Below are 22,803 nucleotides of genomic sequence, written 5' to 3'. Positions count from 1 at the left end.
ATGTATTATTTACAATTAAAAGAAGTGTTTGTGATTGTTTTTTATTTGATTTACAAGGGTTTGTGGTTTATTGGTAAGGTAGAACCTTCCTTTGTAAGTAGAAAATATTGTAAACTATCAGGAAATTTTAGTTAATAAGAAAGAAGAGGGTATTAATAAAAAAAGAAAACCTCCTATTTGAAATATCAAATAAGAGGTTTAACACTATATATAACCGAGATTTTATTTTTTAGGATCCAAAATTGTTGTGATACGTTCTACAATATCTTGCAAATGATATCTTGTCATTGTGTTGGAACTTCTACCGATAGCATTTCTAACATTTCTACGTAGCGTGTTTAGTTCTGCACGTACAACTGCTCTAATGTCACTCTGTGATGCATTGACATTGGTGCGTTTTACAAAACGTCTGATATTCTCAGGAATTTTAGGTTGTTCTTTTGTCATTAAAAACTCCATTCTATCAATATATGCTCGCTGTAGATTACGACGATATACATCAATAGTTCTACCATTACGTAGCTCTGTCCATAATCCCGTTCGTAGTTCGGTCATCATATCCAGTAGGGTATAAGCTTCTCTATTATTTAAGGCTTCATTCTCGATTAATCGAGCCATTCTACCATGATCTAATAGGTTGTTTAAAGTTCTCACCTGGAAATTACGAATACGCTCGACATTACCAGCAGATTCAATTTTATCAAAGATATTTTTATCCAGTAACCAACTTGGAGTAGTAAAGAGTTGCTCATGTAAAAATTTCATAGCACGTTTCTGATTTGTTTTTGTTACATGAGAATATACAGCACCTTCTTGATCATAAGTTTTGAAATACTCATAAACTCCTCCAATATTAGAAGATACATGTCCCATATAACGATTGTACTGCCCTAATACTTGTCTGTACATAGTCCCAAGATCATCATAGTTTTTACCATCTTTTGCAGTCCATTTGATAAGATTAGGAACAATGCGTTTTAAATTTTTGATTCCATAAGTACTTGCGTTTACAGCATCATCACCAAGATCTTCAGTTTGTGAACTTGGATCAATTACACCAAATTGCTGTCTTCCAAATCGATACATTGGATCGTTTTGATGTTTGAGGATCCAGCTGTCTAGTGTTTTCTTTTCTCCTTCTGCAGTTTGATCATGTATTGGTCTGTACCCCCATCGTATGGCATGTTTATCATATATTCCGATATTTGGCATTAAAGCCACATCACCATCTCCTGGTTGTGCTACATAGTTAAAACGAGCATAGTCCATAATAGAAGGTGCAGTACCATATTTCTTGGTGAATTCAGGATTTCTTAAGGATTCCACGGGATAAGCTACACTACTACCCATATTATGAGGTAATCCCAAAGTATGACCCACTTCATGAGCAGATACAAATCGAATTAATCTCCCCATCACTTCATCCTTAAAAGCGACATCTTGCGCTTCTGGATTAATTGCAGCGGTTTGTACAAAAAACCAATTACGTAATAAGCTCATCACATTGTGATACCAATTAATATCACTTTCTAGTATTTCACCAGATCTTGGATCACTTACATGCGGCCCATTTGCATTTGGAATAGGAGAAGCGAGATAACGCACAACAGAATAGCGCACATCTTCCGGACTCCAATCAGGATCTTCTTCTTCTGTAGGAGGATCTTTGGCGATAATTGCATCTTTAAACCCAGCTTCTTCAAAAGCTACTTGCCAGTCTTCGATCCCCTGTTTGATATACGTTCTCCATTTTTTTGGTGTAGCACGGTCAATATAATATACGATTTGTTTTTTCGGAACTACCAATTCTCCGCGTTTAAACTTATCCATATCTTCATCACGCACCTCAAGCCTCCATCGATCCAGATAGCGCAACGTCTTACTTTCTTGTGCTTCTAACCCATAATCTACTTGTCCACGAGCAAACCATCCTACACGCTGATCAAAATATCTACGCTTCATAGGGGTTTTAGGTAGTAGAATCATAGAATTACTCATTTCTAAAGAGATAGAACCTGTACTTGTATTAGATGGCGGGTTAGCGGCATTATATGTTTTTACATGACGTGCCTCTATATTTAATGGGTAACTTCTAAGCGTATCAATATATGATCTGCTATCATCTAATTTTGAGATTTTAAATTGTTTGCGTCGACTGTCAGGAAGTCCAAGAGCTTTTACATCTTTTTTGTATAGATTAGTGACATCGATAACGGTAGCATTTTTTGATGTATCCAAAGAATCTTTATGAAAGGCCTTAATCGGGAAAGCATATAATACAGGTTCAAAATTAGAATTCTCAACGGCTTCGTGAATCGGCAAAGAGTCAGAAGCAAAGATTTGATGAGAAACTACTCTTAATAATATTTGCTTATTTTTTCGTTGCCATCGTAATACCTGTGTATTTTGTTTTCCACCACCAAATCCAATTCCGGTAGCTGTTTTGGCAATACGAGTGACCATAAGCATCTCCCGGTTTAGCAAAGAATCAGGAATTTCATAATAGTATTTATCATCTAAACTATGTACAGCAAATAGACCTTCATCGGTCTTAGCTTTTTTGGTAATGACCTCATTATAAGGTTTAATAGATTCTTTGCTTTTAGAGGGCTTTTTGGTTTCGGTAGAAGCCGTTTTTCCTTTTTGAGGTTGAAGAACAGAACAACCTGTAGTAATAATAGCTACTATACAAAATAGTAGCCTGAGTGTATTTTTGCGCATTGTGTCAATTTTTTTAATCCGCGGAAGGTAGTAAAATAACCATAACAGGTATGTGAAAGTATGGTTAAAGCTTTATTTTGATGAGGTTAGAGGTTTGAATTAGAAATTGTAAGTTTGATTAATGACTTATTTGGTATTATTGATTCATGAGAGTTCTTGCCCATAAATTGTTTTTATATTCTTTTATAGCAAGCTCAAAGAATTGTTGAGCTTTAGTGGTGTTTTTTAGTCCTTTATTTCCTAAAGCTTTAAGATAGTAAGCAGAAGATCGTAATTTGTTATTTCTTGAAGAAGCATCTTCGATTGCAACACCTGTAATGTGCGTTCCTTTTTCTATAAGTTCTTCACCTTTGTCTAACAAGCTATTAAATAATTCGTTTGCTTTATCAATGTTGCCAAGTTTTTCAAAAGATTTAGCCTGAAAATAAAGTAAATCATACATGTACCTCGCATTTTTGGATTCGGTGCTTTTTTGATAATTCACCATTGCCTTTTCATTCATTGATAATTTATCATACGCTAAGCCCATATAATAATAAATGAGCGCATTTTTTTCATCAGTAGAAGATTTTCCCACTTCTAAGTTTTTGGGGTATACCAAAGCAGTTTCTAAATGAGTAATAGCTTCTTTAAATTTTTGATTATTAGCGAGCTGAATAGCTTTTAGTGTATATGTGTCTACATAGTGATGATAAATGCCTCGACCGCCTTCCCATGTTCTAAAATGATGGTTTTTAAGTAATTGTATGGCCTCATCATAATTCCCATTTAAGTTGTAGAGTTTGATAAGTGTTTTAGAACCAGAAACATCTTTTTTAACGATGTCTAAATGCTTTTGAAGAATATCGAGACATTCTCTAGAATCGATATTAGAGACATCATAATATTTTGCTAGTTCTGTAAACCAAAGAGGAATATCACTCTCTGCCTTGATAGCTTTGGTTATATAAGAAATTGCATTATCAGTACTATGTTGATGATAAAATGCTGCAAATGCCAAGTTACGCCATACCATAGGGATTTTATTTTCTATTTTGCTTGCCTTTTGCCAAGCCAAAATTGCATCATCTGGTCGATTGTCATAGAGTAGATTTCCCAGTAAATAATGAGCAGAAGCATTAAGTGGATCAATTTTAATTGCATTTTTAAGTACAATTTCAGTTTCTCGTCGGTAGGGAAAACAGTATGATAAAGAGGTGTTTTTGGCAAGTTTCAACATGGTATTTGCCTCTGATAGTTTATCAGCTTGAGTATAAAACCATGCCAGATAGTAATAAATTAATGGATTTTGTGGTTTCTTTAATGAGGATAAAAGGGTTATACCATCATCGATTAAGCCAGCATTCATATAATTTGTAGCAACTTCTAAATAGTTGTTGTTTACATCTTGCATGTTTTTATGCCATTTTGCCAATGAAGGAGCACCTTGTAAATGACTTTTTTCATAATAAGCAGAAAAGTTAAGGGGATCATATGCGATTAATTTATCTATCAATTCGGAAGCTTTTTCAGGAGCATTGAGTTTTCGTAGTAAAGCACTATATAGTACAACTATTCTCCCGTCCATAATATTGGTAGTGTATGCATTATGAATATATTCAAGTGCTTTTTTATAGTTTTTTTTAGTACTCTCCATCAAGGCTAATTGATAATATCCTGCTGAATACCATTGATAGTACCAAGTCGCCTGAGAGAAATTACGATAGGCTTCATCAGTTTTGCCAAGCTCTTTTTGAGCAATAGCCATATAATAGTAAAGTTCACCTTCTTTGGGTTGATAATATTGTATTTGTAGTTTATTAGCTGCTTTTTGTAAATATTGCAAGGCTTCTTGATATCTATACTGATGTAGTCGGCGTATACCCATAGCAATATTTATCCTATAATTCTCAGGATCTTTTTTTAATCCTTTTAGGTAATAATCATCAGGGTTATGACCAGGACGAAAAAATTGTTCAACGAACCTACCTGTTAAATATAAATCTTCAACAGATTCTATGTCTTCTGGTCTTTTAGTTTTTTCTTGTGGCTTGGGTAATTTAGTTTTTTTTGATTTGTATGGTGCGTAAGAAACCAGAATATTCCCATCCTTATCTTTTAATTCTACATATAATTTATGTTCATCTATTTCTTTTTGGGGTGTGTAGCTTGTTGTAAAAGGAGTAGCAGGATCTATATCAATATCCTTTTTGATAATAATCTCATCATTATATTTTAAGGTTACTAAAGCTTGTTGAAAAGCTTTGGTGGTATTAAAACCATAAAATACTGTCTTTGGGCCTTTTAATTGAAGGGTTACAGAAGCATCAACTGTTGAGTTTTTTGAAATTTCGATATCTCGTAAAGGATACCAGTAATTTTTGGCGTCTTTTACTGAGTGCGGAGCAATCCAACTATAATCAGGTTGATTGTTAGAGAATGTTCCTGTCATAAGTTCTACATACGCTTTGTTATCATCGGTCAATTTGCGCCTAGCATTTTGACCAGCAAGACCAGGTCCGAATTGCCATAATTTTGAAGTTTTATTCTCATAAGGATCTCCAACATGCACTGTTCCTGCTTTTTGACTATAATCATAACCACCAATAAAACCTTCTGTACCATTCCAGAAAAAGAACGATTCTGGATTGGGATGGTTTTTCCACCAGGTAAGGTCAACACCAGCGGTATAATCTGTGTGATGATATTTTTCGTTAGATATAGGCCATCTTGTAAAACTTGTATTGTTGTGATACACGCCTATTTCCTGACTAGGAGGCCAGAATGTGCGAAAATCTTCATTAGCCGTTATTGCAACATTAGCCCAGAAAAGAAATGTCTTTGTTAATGTATTGGTATTATTTATTCGATAATCGGTTTCTATAAAAGAGCGCCCTGGACGAAGAGTAATCCCAACAATGCCCCTAAGACGCATGGTTTTTTCAGTTTCTCCAATCCAAACGGTAACGCTGCCATCTTTATTTTTGACTATTGTATAATCACTGGGCAGCATAGAGGTAGTTCTGTGGTGATGAGGAAAACACCACTCAATACCACCAGAAACCCAGGCGCCAAGAGTACCAATGAGACTTGGCTTTATAACGCTGTTAGTATGAAATAATTCATGCCCGTTCGTTTTGTCTATTGCAGAAAACAACCTTCCTCCAAATTCAGGTAATATCTTTACTTTGATATATTCATTTTCTAAATACACCATATTGTAATCCATATCTACAAGAGAATCTCCCAAATTTGATTGTGAAGGATAAGGATACATTCGTCCTTCTGCACCTTGTACGCTTCTCCCTGTAAAAAAAATTGGACTACGTTCTTTTTCATGAATTTTATATGTAGGAATAATTTCTGTTCCTTCATACACTTTTACTTGCGAAAATGTACATAGAGATATTAGCCCTGCAAAAATGAAGATACACTTATTTTTCATGATGCTTTATAATATATTTAATTGTTGGTTTACACTAAATGTGTGATCAATCAAGATACTTTTATTTTGTCAAAAAAGAAGTGCCATATTATCTAGTTTAGAGAGTAATTGTTCTAAAGTGTATAACAAATTACCTAATTGCCTTAGGGATATGAAAAACTATAAAAATCATGACATCTTTATTAGTTTCTATATAATCAATGTTTGATTAATAGTTCATATTAAAAAAAGATGAAGAGAATATTACTATCTTAATAGATTCAATGTCGTTTCATAAAGGTTAGTATGGTTTACCTTTGATTTTATCCAGGCATAAAAACTCATATCAAAAATATCTTCCTGTTCTGGGTTAGTGGATGAAATTAGAGAATTTTGAACTTTATATTTAAACTCTTCATTAGTCAATACCTCTGGAGTATGATAACATAGTGTTGCAAGTTTTAAAAACTCTAGAACTTGATTTTCATTATTTTTTTTAAGATGTGCCCCATGTTTCTTCTTAAAACTATTTACTCGAGATTCTACTACATCTATATGATCAAGTTCTATGTGTAATAGGATTTCGATAAGGTTTTTTTTGATTACCCACGAAATACCCCCTTTTTCGGTATACCAATGATCACTATGATAAAAATCATTAAGAGTACTCAATGCTTCTTTGAATCGTTGCTGTTGGAAGTAGCATACAATAAGACTCAATTTTAAGTCTAAAAGATATGTGATTTGATCTTTGTGCTTTTCATAATCAAAGGTTTCAAGGATTTGAATTGCGCGTTCTGCTTGATTTAAATAATTAAGATTAAAGGTTTCTAGTAAAGTATACTGGGGGAAAAATCGTCTGAAATATTTTTTTTGATGCTTTTCCATTTGAAGATGCATTAAAGAAAGATACTCCTGAGAAGTTTTAAAGTTTTTATTCCGAAAGTATGAATTGGCTACATAATATAAAATCTGAATATGGTAGAAGGAGTGTTTATCTATTAAATTTTCTTTGGCATCAATCTGATTATAAGTTTCTTCTACAAAAGGAAGTATAGAATAATAATCTCGGGTGATATGAGCAGTTTGATTCGTAATCTCAAGAATCTTAAATAAGGATCTAAAAGTAAGATCTTGTGTTATAGATAGCCCAAATTTGGTTAATGTATTTTTTATAATAGGAACGGCATCTCTTCGGTTTTTTAGAAGTTCATGCTGCACAGTAGCATAGAATAGATTTAAATTTTCTTCTTGTTGAAGTGATTTTTTGTTATTTCTAAACTTAGAGAATAAGTCTTCTATTACTATTCCAGAATTGAGATGAGCATATTGAACCTGTGTATAATATATTTCATTTAAGATACTGAAAAGGTCATAAGTTTTTGCCTTTTGTTCTGCTTTATGAATAGTCTTAAATGCAATTTTGTATTGTTTTTGTTCGAAGAAAATTCTACTTACGGTAAGTAACTTTAGAATTTCCATTTCTTCAGAGGTTTCTCCTTCAAAGCTCTTGGAAGCAATAAAATCAATAAGTGTATCATGTAACCTTTTACTTAATGCATGATAAGCACCTTTAGCTCTTTTTCCATAAATCTGAATATCAAGATCCTGATGAGGCGATGTATTATCTAATAGTTTAAATAACTTAATGTTTTTGGTATCATTTCTCTTATTCTTTTGCCGGAGTAATGAGATAAAACTTCGCTTTTCTTCATTAGATAAAGTACGAATTATAGAAGAAATAGTATTCATTATATAGTAAGTATATTTTTAATAAAAGTACTGTAAATAATAATAAAATTGAATTTTAATATAATATATATCGTAAGTTTTTATTGAAAATTGAATTTTATTCTAGATCGAATCATCGCACATTTGTCCTGTTCGAATAAACAATTGAACATTAAATTAATCATCAAAATCAATAATCATGGAGTATAAATTTAGTAATGACGTATCTGAGGATACTGTAAATGAAAAAGTTGAAAAGAAAGAAACAAAAGTATATGATCAAAAGCCGACTCCGGCATTTATTTCGGCATCTTGGTCTGCAGTATTTATAGGAATGGTTTCCTACTGCATTGGATTATGGAATGCAACAAGCATGGCGCTTAATGAAAAGGGGTACTATTTTACAATTCTATTATTTGGATTGTTTTCTGCAGTATCAGTGCAAAAAAGTGTTAGGGATAGATTAGAGGGAATTCCTGTAACTGATATGTATTATGGGATCAGTTGGTTTACGACAATAACCTCTATTCTGCTATTGGTTATCGGATTATGGAACGCTGACTTGGAACTTAGTGAAAAAGGATTTTATGGAATGTCTTTTACCTTGAGTTTATTTGCGGCCATTGCAGTGCAAAAGAATACTCGAGATAAGAAATTTATCGAAACCAGCGGGAAGTAATCAAAAAAGAGGAATCAAAAGAAGGAGCCTTAGGGGGGCTTGGGGCTTCTTGTTTTGATGATTAGAAAGGGCAGCCGTGCAGGCACGGTTGCCTTTTTGTAATAATTTTTAAAGATTAAGGTCTATTATAATAATTTTTTAATGCCACAAAGATGAAAAAAGTAGTATTTATAATTAACATATTAGCTTTTGCAATTACTTTAATTGGACATATGTTGTCCGGTTTTGGAACAATGAAATATGAGTTGTATGGATTAATATCTCAGTTTGGTTTGGGGTTAATTCAAGTTGTAATGGGATTAGGTTTCTTCATAAGATGGGAAAAACATAGTCTTAGAGTCAGAAGAGGATTACTTATATATTGGGGAATCGTTGTAGCATACTTTTTTATAGGCATACAAGGATCTATAGATGATGTAATTCTTTTTGGAGTTATGCCTATGAGTATTGCGGCATATTTTACAGCGATTACATTTTTTAATATTAAAAATAAAATAGCTGATATTCTATCTATTAATTCCTGAGAGAATGAGACAAAAAAGAGTGTGACATGGCTAAAGAATTAATCCATACAATAATTTATGAGTATTCCTATATATGGCTTTACGGACTTACGTTTTTGTATTTCTTTTTTCTTTATTTTGGGATTGCTCCCATATTTGAAAAGGCATGTCTATGGTTAGAAAGTAAAAAAGTTGTCCATAGAATTCTAAAAAAAGAAGCCACAAAAAGACAAAAGAATGTCGAGAAGTTGCATGCTCTGAAATCAATTTTTGTTTTTGGATTTTCTGTACTTCCTGTGGTGTATTGTATAAGAACAAATACGATAGTCTTACTACCTGATACATTTTTGAATATTATATTAGGTGTTGCATTGCTCACGATATGGAATGAGATTCATTTTTTTGTGATTCATCGTATAATGCACATTCCTTTTTTTATGAAACATGTGCATAAAGTGCATCATAAATCTATAATACCAACTGTGTATTCTGTGTATAGCTTTCATTGGTTTGAAGCTTTGTTGCTAAGTACAGTTCCTATTACATTGCTTCCATTCATTCCATTTTCTCCAGTTGCTGTTTTTCTATATCCTTTAGCCAGTATATTATTAAATTATTCTGGGCATTGTAATTACAGATTCGGAACAGGAAAAGGAACTGGTTGGAAATTGTTTGGAACCAGACACAATGCACATCACAGTGAATTCAGGAAAAACTACGGATTTGCATCTAATATCTTAGATCAATTAAATCATAAAATAAGCCGGTTAAGGCAATCAAAAAAATAAAAAGATTTAAACGTATGAAAAATGTATATATAACAAGTTCTGGTGTCTATTTACCAAATAAGCCTATTTCAAATGATGAAATAGAACATTATTTAGGTGAAATTAATGGAGAAAAGAGCGCAGTAAAAGACCGTATATTAAAGCAAAACGGAATTAAACAACGATATTTTGCACTAAATACAAAACAAGAAAGTACACATTCTAATGCTCAACTGGCAGTAAACGCAATAGAACAAGCCATTGCGAAAAGTAGTTTGAGTCAAAAAGAAATAGAGCTTTTGTCAACCGGAACAACACAAGGAGATTTACCTGTTCCTGGATTTGCAAGTATGGTGCATGGAGGATTAAATTCAGCTGCTTGTGAGGTAGCAAGTTTTCAAAGTGTATGTGCAAGTAGCATGATGGCTTTAAAGAATGCTTATGTGCAAATAAAAAGTGAAGAGAAACAAAATGCAGTTTGTGTGGGAAGTGAATTTGCAAGCAGACTTTTTAAAGCTTCCAGATTTGAAGCTCAAAAAATGAAATCAGTTCCTTTTGATACAGAATTTTTAAGATGGATGCTTTCAGACGGAGCTGGCGCATTGGTGTTAGAGAATAAGAAAAGTATAAAAGGAATATCCTTAAAGATCGAATGGATAGATTTAAAATCACACGCACATACCTTTCCTGTATGCATGTATACCGGGAAAAATAGTAACCAAAACGAAGCAGAGAAAACATGGTTGGATTATGCTGACTATGAATCGGCATCAAAAGATGGAGCAATAAATCTTAAACAGGATGTTCGACTACTTAATAAAGTAGTACAAACAGGAGTGAGTCACTATTTTGAACTTATAGATAAAGGGATGATTACTCCCAAAGATATAGATTGGTTATGCTGTCATTATTCATCAGAATATTTTAAAAAACCGATAAAGGATCTTATGGAAAAAGGCGGAGGGGAGATTGCAGAAGAGAAATGGTTTAGTAACCTGGTAAGTAAAGGAAATACCGGGGCAGCATCAATATTTATTATGTTAGAAGAGTTGATGTATTCTGGTAAGTTAAAAGAAGGACAATCTATATTGTGTATGGTGCCCGAAAGCGGTCGCTTTATCACCTCATTTATGAAACTTACGGTTGTAGGGCATAATGATGTGACACAGAAAAGTTACCCGATTAGAGAAATAGAAGCGCCAGAGTTAAACCTTAATTCTGATGATGTATCACAATGGTTGGTGAGAAACCTTTCTCGGATTTGGATTGATTTTGAAGCTAATTTATTAAAAGTGCCAATTGTTCAAAAAATACATAACAAAACGTTGAGTATAGACGATTATAAGTTGTTGTTAATGGATTTAAGACAGCAAGTGATAGATGGTTCGCAATGGATATCTAGAGCAGCTTCTAATATTGGTATCGAATTATTTGATCTTCGTTCTGCTTTTATAAAACATACCGCTGCAGAGCATAAGGATTATCAAATGTTAGAACTAAATTTTGAAAACCTGGGAGAATCTGTTACCAAAATTCATTCTGGAGAAAAAAATATTGGGAGTATAGGACTATCTTCTTTTATGTTTCAGCAAGCCAGTAAACCTAATCCGATAGATCTTTTAGGAGCTATGTTTATCATAGAAGGTATTGGCAAAAGATTGGCAGCGCATTGGGGTACAATGATAAAAGATCAACTTGACCTTAAAGACAATCAAGTTTCTTTTTTTACCTACCACGGTGTGGCAGACGAAAAACATTTTGAAAATTTAGAAAAAGCTTTAAACCATCCTTTGATGCATATGGACCTAGCTAAAAAAATTGTAAAGACCGCTAAGACAACGGCACTTTTGTATGAAATGCAATTAAACGAATTAGGTAATTATTAATTAATAATACAAACCGATGAAAAAAGATATATTCGAAATCGCAGAACACGATAGCAGAGATCCTAACCCATGGTTAGCACTATATCTGGATAATAGTATCCCCATAAATGATACAACAAAAAGAGCATTGATGTCTGATAATGACTCTAGATCGGCGAGATACTTAAGGCCCTTGCTTGTATTTTGGTCAAAAATCACCATGTTTTTTATCCATGTCTTAAAGTTTTTCTTTCCAAAATTGTTTAACTCATCAAGGTTTTTACATATTATTTTGGCTTGGGGACTTAAGCGTTTTGTGAGCCCAAATGCTAATTTGTTGATATTTAGACATTTTCATGTAGGGAGTGAGATTTTAGAGTTTATAGCAGGTAACATTGAAGGTGTGGAAGTGAAAACAAGTCCGTTAAAACCAAAAGATTTTAATGATGTGAAAGATGATCTGTTTCTTAATCATGATTTAAACTTATTCAACTTTGTTATTAATTTAAATAGTGAATTAAAAGATAAGAATGTAACTATTGGTTTTGTAGAAAAGTTGAATACCTCAATGATTTCTGAAGATCAATTTGATCATATTAAGTTTCCGAATAAATGGACAAATATTTTGGATTTAAGATCTGCTATAGAACTTTTTACCCCATTTTATCAACTTTTTCTAACAGCAAATGATTTTGTAAGAGCTTCTAATTCTTTACAATTAGATGAAACTATTGCGGTTTATGTTTCTCAAATATTAGGTACTCCAGGACATTTGGGATTAGTGAATAACAAACATCCAATGGTGCCTAGAAGTACATATTCTGCTGCGTATAACTTAGTGTTACATGGCTTGGCAGCAGAGACGTTACATGAAATTCTGGTGAATATTAAAAAGGAAAATGTAAGTGATGGTATTATGATGCCAAAAAAGAAATAGTAATAATATGTCGTAGATAAAACACAATTTAAAACTATAGGTTATTTTCATAACTAAATGATATTATATTATGAGTTCAAAATTTAATAAAGAGCTGCAAATTTTAGTCAGGGATAATGTAATTTCTCCTGAGATTTCAAGTAAGATTGAAAAATATTATGCAAATAAAGCTGAGGGGAAACCGAATTCTTTATTTATGATTTTTGGAGTTTTTGGGGCATTACTGATAGGTTCTGGTATTATTTTAATGTTGGCACACAATTGGGATGATTTCTCTAGATTAACAAAAACCATTCTGGCGTTTGTTCCTCTGGTTATAGGGCAGGCTATGGCAGGTTTTTCTATCCTTAAAAATAAAAGTAACACCTGGAAAGAGGCTTCAGGGACATTTCTATTTTTCTCTGTGGGAGCAAGTATCTCCTTGGTAAGTCAAATTTATAACATCCCAGGAGAATTAGGATCTTTCCTGCTTACCTGGGTTGTACTTTGCTTACCCTTAATATATCTTTTACGGTCACATGCAGTGACACTATTAGTGATAGTGACAAGTACATATTATGCTGTACAAGTTGGAGTATGGGATTTCAGAAGTCATAAAACGCCTTGGTTGTATTTAATCTTCCTTTTGGGGGTAATTCCTCATTATTGGAATATTTTAAAAAGAAACGTGTCGGGTAATGCTGTAACTATTTTTAATTGGATATTACCGATAAGTGTAGTTGTAGCATTGAGTGCATTTGTAGGTAATGGAGATGTTTTGGGATTTGTGATGTATATTATTATGTTCGGACTGCTGTATAATATTGGAAGACTTTCAGTATTTAAAGAATTAAGAACCCTTAGAAACGGATTTCTAATTATTGGTTCATTAGGATCGGTTATATGTCTTATGATCTTTACATTCCGTTGGATATGGGAAGACGTTCCTGATCAATTTAATTATGATGCACAAGAAGTTTATACAACGATCGTTTTGGCAATAGTAACGTTATCGGTTTTGGGATATGCTACTTTTAAAAAAGGAATACGCTCAATTAATCTTTTTCAGATAGCTTTTATCATCTTTGGGTTGGTATATTTTTTACTTTCTTCTACAGGGATTATACCTGTCATACTCATGAATCTATTGGTATTTGCTTTAGGAATGTCTGCAATTAGAATTGGAGCAAATAAATTTAATTTCGGAATTCTTAATTACGGACTTCTTATTATCTCTATACTTATCATTTGCAGATTTTTTGATACAGGAATGAGTTTTGTGATTAGAGGGATTTTGTTCGTTTTGGTAGGAGCAGGATTCTTTTTAACGAATTATATCATGTTAAAAAAACAAAAGGTTAAAAAACAGTAAACAAAAACAAATGAAAACAACATATATATTTATAGGGTTTATAGCATTGGCATTAGTGCAGGTTTTTGCTCCGCTAAAGATGATTTATGATAACGAAGATATTTTGACTTCTGGCACAGTATACAAGTTCAAGACTCGTCCGATTGATCCTACAGATCCATTTAGAGGGAAATATGTCACACTTCAATTCCAAATAAATTCTTTTGCAACCTCAGATTCTACTTATGTAAAAGGGGATAAAATACGAGTATATATTGAGAATGATGAAGATGGTTTTGCCAAAATTTATCAAATAAGTAAAGAACCTCTAGATATCAAGAATGATTATGTTAAGGCTCAGGTTACCTATGTATATCCAGACCGTGTAACTTTCGAATTACCTTTTAATAGATTTTATATGGAGGAGACCAAAGCTTATGATGCAGAAAAAGCATATGCCAAGGCGAATAGGGATGGTGTAATCGATAATGTGTATGCCTTAGTATATATTAAAAATGGTCAATCGGTTCTTGATAATTTGATTATTGATAATATGCCAATACAGGAATATGTAGAATAATTTTATACTTTTTTTGGATTTTTAATTAAACCTTTTTTTAATAATAAAGTCTTAAGTAGTAAGAAACCAAAATACTATGAATATGAAAAGGATATTAAAAATTATTGTACCTGTTTTATTATTTGGATTTTTAATGACATCATGTGCTACTACTGCAGCAACTCGTCCAACACGTGGAGTTGTAGTTACGAAGGTGCACAATCCAAAAATTATAATGCATAAAAATGTACGTTATTATAGAAGTAATGGTGTGTGGTATGTTAAAAAGAACAGATCATATAGAAGGGTTACAGCTCCCGTTGGAGTTAGAGTAACTACGTTACCAAGAGGGTATAGAGTAGTAAGAGTAAGAGGAGTACAGTATTATAAGTGTGGTGGAGTATACTATAAGAGATCTGGTAAAAGGTATATTGTTGTTAACGTTTAGTTGAATTGAGTTGGTTAGTTAATTGATTGATAAATCTCAGGGTTCAATGGAGTCCTGAGATTTTTGTTTTGAGATACAGGTTAAAAGTATAGTGAAGTTTTATTCTGAAGGTTGAGAATCGTAAACAATTACTTTCTTCCATAGATTTGAAGATTCCTTGATAAATAATAAATGAGCTTCTTCTTTTTGATATTGCTCTTGTGCCTCTGCCGAAGAGAATGTCACAAGTAAAGAATATGTAAAAGAACCGTCTACAACATCTCTGGATGCACTTGGAGGAGTGCCAATAAAATTGGTTTTGGCATATTTAGAAGTATTCAGGAATTTTTTTAATGACGTTTCAAAAGCCATTCGATCCTCTTTACTGTCAGGATTATTTAACCAGAAATAGACAGTATGCACAAAATTCTTATCAAAATCATTTTTATCTTGACAAGCAGAGGTAATTGTCATTAATGTAATCATGAAAAATAGACTTCGTATCATTATTTCTTTTTTTAGAAGATGCCAAAAACGATAGTTTACCAAGCCTCCTCTATCTTTATACGCTCTCCGTTTCGATAGGAAGCTATAAAAGCATTTCTAAACCCTAATCCAACCAATTCTCTTCTAAATTTTTTGGCTTCATTAAGAGTTTCAAAGTTCCCTAAAGCGTATTTGTTAAACCCTCCACTCTTGATTTCTCTAAAATTCACAAAATTATCAGAATACAAAGAAAGATCTTTACTCTCAAAAGCACCAATCTGGACAGCATAGATTAATTCACCGGATATAGAACCCTGACTAGCATTTTCACCATCAGAACCATTCAATTCCTGGTTCATAGAAAGATTTTGAATCGTTTCTTGTAACTCAGCAATTTTGGTCTCCTGAAGAGCAATTTTTGATTTATGCTCTTTTTGAGATACCATATTTGCAGGAGTATTAAACTTCATAAAATATACGGTTCCGGCGACGCCGAGTAATGCAATAATACCAAGTATGATTGTTGCAATTTTAAATTTTTGAGATTTTTCCTGCTCGTCTTTTACAGCTTTATTACGCGTATAGTCAGCAGAGCGTTTAGCTTCTTCAGCATTTTCTATCTGATCTTTATACTGTTGTAGTTCTTCGTCGGTTATAAAAGGCATCTGATTCGTATTTAGAGACTCAAATATAGTGGATTCTTATAAAACTTTAAGATTTTATAAATCTTAGATAACCTTTTATTCCTATTTCAAGAAAACCATAAGTACTTAAACATAATAAAAGTAAGGTTTATTTAATCCAAGGATAACGTTTACATATGAAAGCAAAAATATCTTTGAAAAGCAAAAAAGGTAAAAATGAATAGAAGAAAATTTTTTGAAAAATCACTTTTGGCAACTGGAGGTTTGATGCTGGCATCAATATATATTAGTTGCAATGATGATGATGATCAACCCAATATTGAAATACCAGATTTAACTACAGATAATTTCTTTGAAGGAGTGGCGAGTTTTGATCCCAAAAGTACTAGTGTTATTATTTGGTCTAGATTTACACCCACAGCTTCTCAATCAACAGAGATTAAGATTAATTGGCAAGTGGCTACTAATGCAAATTTTGAAAACGTAATACGAAGTGGTGAATTTTCGACTTCTGCAGATCGGGATTATACCATTGCTATTGACGTACAGGAGTTAACATCAAACAGTAAGTTTTATTATAGATTCTTTGATTTGTCCACAGAAACAGTATCAGTTACAGGAGAAACAATAACATTACCAGCAAAAGGAGATGCTGTTTCAGATGTTAAACTGGCAGTATGTTCATGCGCGAATTATGCAGCAGGACTTTTTAATGTTTACGAAGCCATGGCAAATTCTGATGTTGATGTGATTGTACACCTTGGAGATTATATTTATGAATATGGAGAAGGAGAATACGGAACAAATGAAAATACAATAGCATTAGATAGAGTACATAGTCCGAAAAATGAAATTATAACCTTAGAGGATTATAGAAATCGATACAAGCAATATAGGGGAGATAAGCAATTACAGTTAGCACATCAGAAGAAACCTTTTATTTGTGTATGGGATGATCATGAAATCACAAATGATGCATATAAAGATGGAGCAGAAAATCATCAGGATAATGAAGGGGTATATGAAACAAGAAAACAGACTGCAATAAAGGTTTATAGTGAATATTTACCTATAATATCTACAGACCCGGCAAAAATATATAGGTCTTTTGATTTTGGATCTATAGTGAGTCTTCATATGTTGGATACAAGGATTATAGGAAGAGATAAACAATTATCATATAATGACTTTTTTGATGCTACTACAGGACAATTAGATGGTTTGGCTTTTCAAGCTGCATTACAAGATCCAACCAGAAGTTTATTAGGATCTGATCAGTTAACCTGGTTATCGGGAGTGATATCTGGTAGTAGTGCTACCTGGCAAGTATTGGGTCAACAAGTGTTAATGGGCAAAATGTTTATGCCTGCAGAATTACTAATTCTATTAGGTAGGATTATTGGAGAAGTAAGCGCTACAGGAACTGTATCTAGTGCAACATCAGTAGCGTTTCAGACAGCATTAACAGAACTAACAACAATTAAGGGAAGGGTATTAGCTGGAGATACTACGGTTACGACAGCAGAAATGGCTAGAGTAAATACTGTTGTTCCGTATAACCTTGATGCATGGGATGGATACTCTGTAGAAAGAGAGCAGCTTTTTGCTGCACTTGGAGGAAAGAAAACGGTATGTCTGGCGGGAGATACACATAATGCCTGGTACAGTGTTTTAAAAGATATAAATGGAGATGAGGTTGGTGTTGAGTTTGCAACATCCTCTGTAACTTCTCCTGGATTAGAACAATATATAGGATTGGATACAGCAGCAGTGGCTGGTTTTGAACAGTCTTTGGAAGTGTTAATTAATGATCTACAATATACAGATGTATCTAGTAGAGGGTATCTAAAAGTGACATTTACAGCAGGAGAGGCTAATGCACAATGGAATATTATTAGCACAGTTGCTCAAGAAGGATATAACGAAACTGTAGGGAATACAGCTTCGTATATTTAGAATTTGTTTTTAATAAGGGGAAAAACGCAACCGGTAAGGTTGCGTTTTTTTATCACTTTAATTAGTTGTTTTTGTTTATTCTGTCACTTCTATAATTAGGCTGTCATCAGTTTTTGTGACTTTTGTTAAGCCTAATTTAGAAAGTCCTTTTAAGCCTTTATCCCAGCCTTTATTACTTAAACCTGCAGCATTTTTAAGGTCTGTTAAGGCCATGCGTTGTTCTTTTTTAAGAATATCAAAGATTGCCTTTTCATTATCATTAAGTTCTACCTGCTTTTTCTCTGGACGCATCTGCGGGAAGAATAGTACTTCCTGAATAGATTGATTATTAGTCATAAACATAGCCAATCGATCAATACCTATACCTATACCAGAGGTAGGAGGCATACCATATTCTAAGGCACGTAAGAAATCCTGATCTATAAACATAGCTTCATCATCTCCTTTTTCTGAGAGTTGAAGTTGATCTTCAAAACGCTCACGTTGATCAATAGGATCATTAAGCTCTGTATATGCATTTGCCAATTCCTTACCATTAACCATTAATTCGAAACGCTCAGTAAGTCCTTCTTTAGACCTATGCTTTTTGGTTAGAGGACTCATCTCTACAGGATAGTCAATAATAAATGTAGGTTGGATATAATTTCCTTCACATTTTTCACCAAAAATTTCGTCTATCATTTTTCCAATCCCCATAGTTTCATCAACCTCAAGACCTAAAGCTTTTGCTGCTTCGCGAATTTCGGTTTCGCTTTTTTGATAAAGATCATATCCAGTATGCTCTTTTATGGCATCCAAAATACCAATACGCTTATAAGGAGCTTTATAATTAATTACATTTTCTCCAAACTGTACTTCAGTAGTTCCGTGCAGTTTGATGGCTACTTTTTCCAGTAATTTTTCTGTGGTATCCATCATCCAATGGTAGTCTTTGTAAGCTGCATACATTTCCATAACCGTAAATTCTGGATTGTGTGTACGATCCATACCTTCATTACGAAAATCTTTTGCAAACTCATATACTCCATCAAATCCTCCTACAATAAGACGTTTTAAGTATAGTTCATTAGCGATACGCAAGTAAAGCGGTATATCCAATGCATTGTGATGCGTCATAAAGGGCCGAGCAGCTGCTCCTCCAGGGATAGGCTGAAGAATAGGGGTTTCAACTTCCAAAAACCCCATTTCATTATAAAAATCCCGAATAGTATTTACAATCTGTGTACGCTTTACAAAAGTATCTCTAACCTTAGGGTTAACAACCAAATCAGCATAACGTTGACGATATCGTAACTCAGGATCATTAAATTCATCGAATATATTTCCGTCTTTATCAGTTTTAGGCAGAGGAAGAGGTTTTAAAGATTTACTTAATAACGTAAAATCTTTAACCAATACAGTTTTCTCTCCTACCTGAGTAGTAAAAAGTTCTCCTTCGATACCGATAAAATCACCTATATCCAATAACTTTTTATAGACTTCATTGTATTTGGTTTTATCATCACCTGTGCAAATCTCATCTCTGTTAAAATAGACCTGAATTCGTCCATCTGTATCTTGTAATTCTGCAAAAGAAGCTTTTCCCTGAATCCTTCTGGACATTAATCTACCTGCAATAATTACCTTTTTACCCTCTTCGAACTTGTTCTTTATCTGTTTAGAGGTATGGTCTACCGGGTATAATGGCGCCGGATAAGGATCAATACCTAGATTACGCAATGCGTTTAATTTCTCTCTTCTTACAAGTTCTTGTTCTGATAATTGCATGGATTCTTCATTTTAAAGGCACAAAAGTAGCCTATTTGAAGAATTTAAAGAAAAGTCTGCTTAAAAACTTTTACCCCTGATTCACAGTCGTTCTTAATTCTTTAATTTTGTTTTGTATTTCTTCGTTATTATCAAACTCTAATGATTTTTCATAATACTTGATTGCACTGGCTTTATTCTTCATTTGAACATGCTTATTTGCAAGACTAACATAAACATAACTCTCTTTTGGAAACAATATGGTATTAATGCTTAATATTGTTATGGCCTCATTTTTTTTATTAGCAAAGAATAAAACATTAGCATAGGTGTTTAATTCATATAGATTCTCGACGTTGTCTTTAAATTGTTTTGCTATCTTTTTTCCATTTTTGGATATGTATAAAGCTCCCTTTTTTTCAAGAATATCATTTAATAATAGGACAGATTTGTATTTTGAAATGTAGTTGCCTGATACTATGGCTAGCATATCTTCTTCCAAAGTGTCTATGGGAGATTCTACAATTCGGTTAATTTCTTTACCATCTTTATAAAAAATAAAGGTAGGTACTCTATGTATATTAAGACCTTCGTGTTCTCCGCCAGGACTCTGTTTGTAGGCTTCTCGACTTCGGTCAACAGCAATAGTAGTAAGACGATCAAGAGGGAAATTGCTGTTTTCTAATATTTTATAAAAACGAGGTACCTCACGCTTACTATCTCCGCACCAGGTACCCATAAAAAGTTTGATGGTATACTGTTGAAGCTCTGTTTTTAATGAATCTATGCTATTCTGATTAGGTGTGTATGCAGTATAGTTTTTTGAAAACCAGTGGTTATATGGATTTTGATTAAGCCCATGATTGCTGATTTTACCAAGGAGCATTGGGGAATTTTCTTCTATGTTAACTTCACGATTAAAAGATTGTGCTGTGAGTGTTTTTGCGGATAAGATTAAGAATATAATAAAATATACTAATGCTTTCATTTATAGTAAGTTTAAGTGGTTGTAAACTATGGTTGTTAATCTAAAGAAACCCTTTCCATTCAGAAGGGTTTCTTTGTATAAGATTCTAAATCCTTTATTTGCTTAAAGGAATACCACTGGCGACTGATTTCTTCTTAGGAGTAACCATGGCTTTAATTTTTAGAGTTTCTTTACCAGTTGTGGTATTAGCAGTTATGGTAACTTTCTTATTCTGTAGATTAGGTTTACCATTAGAATTGAAGGTTACCAGCATATCTCCTGTTGCTCCCGGAGCAATAGGTTCTTTTGACCATTTAGAAACAGTACATCCACAGCTACCTTTTGCACTTATGATTACCAAAGGAGCATTACCGGTATTAGTAAAAGTAAACTTATGTTCTACAATATCACCTTCATCAATAATTCCAAAATCATGATTGGTTTTATCAAAAGTCATTACCGGTAACAGTTTGGCTTTTGCATCTCTAACATTAGCCACAGCCACATTTTCAGGTTTTACTTTACTAGAGGCATTATTGGTACAGGATGTAAGTACACTAATAGAAATTACAGATAAAATTAAAAGGACTCTTTTCATTATTCTTGTTTTTAATTCATAAATAGATATGTGATCAAAAATCAAGATAAGGGAGAGTAAAATCAATAAAACTGGGTTTGAAATGGGGACTAGATCCCGGGTGGAATTTTAATTATTTGTTGATATACAGTGATTTAACTTCTTCTCTGGAGCGAACATCTAGTTTTTTGTATAAATTATTGATATGGGTTTTTATTGTACTTATGCTTACAAACATAGAGGCGGCAATTTCCTTATTGGTCTTATCTTCAAGAATGAAATCTAATACTTTTTGCTCCTGCTGTGTAAGATTTTTTCCAAAGCTTGGATATACATTATTTTTCCTTCGAGATTTTACAAATTGAAAAATATTAAGTGTTACCGAAGAAATTAATAGAATCAATACTAACCATAGCCAATAGTTTTTAGGAGCAGTTTTTCCAGAACTAATTAAGAACTTATCCGAAGCTAATTCTGCTTTATATTGAGTTGTATATGTATTATTGGAGTATTTTTCCTCAAGTCGCTCTAACAATTGATCATAGTACAAATTATGCTTTAGGTCATCAAGATAGTAAGCGTGTAAATTATTTGCCTTATCAGATAGAAAAGCATATATATAAAGTTCTGTAAGTGGTTCGCCTTGATCTCGTGCATAACGTTGTAAAGTAGAGAACCATTTTTTTGTATTTATTTTTCGATTAGTTTCACTTCTATAGGAAGCAAAGGCAAAACGCATTTCACCAATAATCGAATCTACTTTTATAAAAGCATTGCTCTTTTGATTATTCGAAATAATTTTACAAAACATTTCTTTGTCAAAAGAAAAAGGTAGTGTGAGCGTATCATTATTGTTAGCAATGAATAGGATTTCTTTACTATCAGAGCAAAATCCATTAAAATGCACTGCTTTTTTTTCATGCTCAGAGCAATTTTCCATGTGTATTCTATACATACGATTTTCTGATGGGAGATTGTCACCAGAAAAGCTAAAATACCCCAAAGAGTCACTAGTTACTTTTTGAATAATTTGCTCAGGATATATTCCTGATAATTGTCGGTAATCTTCGATTAATGATAGATAGATATCTCCAGACCAATTTTGCTTATCAACATATCCAGAAAATTCGTATTGTGCGAATAGCATTTTGGGACTCGCGAATAGAATAAAGTAGAGAATAAGGTATTGAAATTTCATGTTAATCATAAAACTAGTTGAAAATATAGAGATTAATTTTACAATAATATTGTAACATAATAAAATTCTTGAATACATATAATTATAACATTTAATTTATTTAGACTACTAATTATGAGTATTTGGAGAGTTTTGTTGGCTATTTTTTTTCCTCCTTTAGCAATATTGGATAAAGGTTGTGGGTCAGTTTTAATAGTTTTATTATTAACCATTTGCGGTTGGGTTCCTGGTGTAATTGCCGCATTGGTAATACTTAATAATCCAAAATAATCCATAAATCTTTCATAGCTTTGGATGACCAGTGGCA

At 33.0% G+C, this 22,803-nt stretch carries 19 protein-coding genes; 10 read left to right on the top strand and 9 right to left on the bottom strand.

Annotated elements, in window-relative coordinates; translation table 11 throughout:
- Positions 1-222 precede the first annotated feature (222 nt).
- From DK442_RS00145 to DK442_RS00135, 3 genes are all read right to left on the bottom strand, one after another.
- Positions 223-2,721, bottom strand: coding sequence for a zinc-dependent metalloprotease (locus DK442_RS00145; protein WP_109433815.1), 2,499 nt, complete (start codon positions 2,719-2,721; stop codon positions 223-225).
- 136 nt (positions 2,722-2,857) lie between these two features.
- Complete coding sequence (locus DK442_RS00140) at positions 2,858-6,145, bottom strand: DUF5107 domain-containing protein (RefSeq protein WP_109433814.1); 3,288 nt, start codon at positions 6,143-6,145, stop codon at positions 2,858-2,860.
- Positions 6,146-6,391: 246 nt separating this feature from the next.
- A complete protein-coding gene (locus DK442_RS00135; protein ID WP_109433813.1) occupies positions 6,392-7,876 on the bottom strand; it encodes a hypothetical protein in 1,485 nt (494 codons plus the stop codon).
- Between the two features lie 178 nt (positions 7,877-8,054).
- Between DK442_RS00135 and yiaA the strand changes: the two genes are divergently transcribed.
- The 8 genes from yiaA (at position 8,055) to DK442_RS00095 (ending at position 14,943) form a co-directional block, all read left to right on the top strand.
- Positions 8,055-8,534 (top strand): inner membrane protein YiaA, encoded by a 480-nt coding sequence (gene yiaA, locus DK442_RS00130; RefSeq protein ID WP_109433812.1) that lies wholly within the window; start codon positions 8,055-8,057, stop codon positions 8,532-8,534.
- Positions 8,535-8,686: 152 nt separating this feature from the next.
- Positions 8,687-9,058, top strand: coding sequence for a hypothetical protein (locus DK442_RS00125; protein ID WP_109433811.1), 372 nt, complete (start codon positions 8,687-8,689; stop codon positions 9,056-9,058).
- A 26-nt stretch (positions 9,059-9,084) separates the two neighbouring features.
- Positions 9,085-9,825: a sterol desaturase family protein gene (locus tag DK442_RS00120; protein ID WP_109433810.1), complete on the top strand. Its 741-nt coding sequence runs from the start codon at positions 9,085-9,087 to the stop codon at positions 9,823-9,825.
- Positions 9,826-9,839: 14 nt separating this feature from the next.
- On the top strand, positions 9,840-11,690 hold the full coding sequence (locus DK442_RS00115) for a beta-ketoacyl-ACP synthase III (protein ID WP_109433809.1): 1,851 nt from the start codon (positions 9,840-9,842) through the stop codon (positions 11,688-11,690).
- A 16-nt stretch (positions 11,691-11,706) separates the two neighbouring features.
- Positions 11,707-12,606 (top strand): hypothetical protein, encoded by a 900-nt coding sequence (locus DK442_RS00110; RefSeq protein WP_109433808.1) that lies wholly within the window; start codon positions 11,707-11,709, stop codon positions 12,604-12,606.
- 70 nt (positions 12,607-12,676) lie between these two features.
- Positions 12,677-13,957 (top strand): DUF2157 domain-containing protein, encoded by a 1,281-nt coding sequence (locus DK442_RS00105; protein WP_109433807.1) that lies wholly within the window; start codon positions 12,677-12,679, stop codon positions 13,955-13,957.
- 10 nt (positions 13,958-13,967) lie between these two features.
- The gene (locus DK442_RS00100) at positions 13,968-14,516 is read left to right on the top strand and encodes a GDYXXLXY domain-containing protein (protein WP_109433806.1); all 549 of its coding nucleotides are present in this window, start codon (positions 13,968-13,970) and stop codon (positions 14,514-14,516) included.
- A gap of 82 nt (positions 14,517-14,598) precedes the next feature.
- Positions 14,599-14,943: a DUF6515 family protein gene (locus DK442_RS00095; protein ID WP_143918479.1), complete on the top strand. Its 345-nt coding sequence runs from the start codon at positions 14,599-14,601 to the stop codon at positions 14,941-14,943.
- A 99-nt stretch (positions 14,944-15,042) separates the two neighbouring features.
- On the opposite strand, the gene DK442_RS00090 is transcribed toward DK442_RS00095, so the two are convergent.
- Together DK442_RS00090 and DK442_RS00085 are read right to left on the bottom strand one after the other, a co-directional pair.
- Positions 15,043-15,408 carry a Dabb family protein gene (locus DK442_RS00090; RefSeq protein WP_235010897.1) on the bottom strand — a complete coding sequence of 122 codons (366 nt, stop codon included), beginning with the start codon at positions 15,406-15,408 and terminating at the stop codon, positions 15,043-15,045.
- A 56-nt stretch (positions 15,409-15,464) separates the two neighbouring features.
- Entirely contained in the window at positions 15,465-16,073 is a 609-nt protein-coding gene (locus tag DK442_RS00085) for an SPOR domain-containing protein (protein ID WP_109433803.1), read from the bottom strand.
- Positions 16,074-16,268: 195 nt separating this feature from the next.
- Between DK442_RS00085 and DK442_RS00080 the strand changes: the two genes are divergently transcribed.
- On the top strand, positions 16,269-18,008 hold the full coding sequence (locus DK442_RS00080) for an alkaline phosphatase (protein WP_109433802.1): 1,740 nt from the start codon (positions 16,269-16,271) through the stop codon (positions 18,006-18,008).
- A gap of 75 nt (positions 18,009-18,083) precedes the next feature.
- On the opposite strand, the gene lysS is transcribed toward DK442_RS00080, so the two are convergent.
- The 4 genes from lysS to DK442_RS00060 all read right to left on the bottom strand — a co-directional run bounded on the left by lysS (position 18,084) and on the right by DK442_RS00060 (position 22,505).
- Positions 18,084-19,775, bottom strand: a complete 1,692-nt coding sequence (lysS, locus tag DK442_RS00075; RefSeq protein WP_109433801.1) for a lysine--tRNA ligase — start codon at positions 19,773-19,775, stop codon at positions 18,084-18,086.
- Between the two features lie 70 nt (positions 19,776-19,845).
- Positions 19,846-20,742 (bottom strand): hypothetical protein, encoded by an 897-nt coding sequence (locus DK442_RS28430; RefSeq protein WP_200825067.1) that lies wholly within the window; start codon positions 20,740-20,742, stop codon positions 19,846-19,848.
- Between the two features lie 94 nt (positions 20,743-20,836).
- Positions 20,837-21,319, bottom strand: coding sequence for a DUF1573 domain-containing protein (locus DK442_RS00065; RefSeq protein ID WP_109433800.1), 483 nt, complete (start codon positions 21,317-21,319; stop codon positions 20,837-20,839).
- A gap of 112 nt (positions 21,320-21,431) precedes the next feature.
- Complete coding sequence (locus DK442_RS00060) at positions 21,432-22,505, bottom strand: helix-turn-helix transcriptional regulator (protein ID WP_109433799.1); 1,074 nt, start codon at positions 22,503-22,505, stop codon at positions 21,432-21,434.
- A gap of 105 nt (positions 22,506-22,610) precedes the next feature.
- Between DK442_RS00060 and DK442_RS00055 the strand changes: the two genes are divergently transcribed.
- Positions 22,611-22,766 (top strand): YqaE/Pmp3 family membrane protein, encoded by a 156-nt coding sequence (locus tag DK442_RS00055; RefSeq protein WP_109433798.1) that lies wholly within the window; start codon positions 22,611-22,613, stop codon positions 22,764-22,766.
- Positions 22,767-22,803 lie beyond the last annotated feature (37 nt).

This window comes from Aquimarina sp. AU119 (assembly GCF_900312735.1).
Classification (GTDB): domain Bacteria; phylum Bacteroidota; class Bacteroidia; order Flavobacteriales; family Flavobacteriaceae; genus Aquimarina; species Aquimarina algiphila.
Note: the sequence above shows the minus strand (reverse complement) of the source record. Positions and strands in the feature narration are given on the sequence as shown.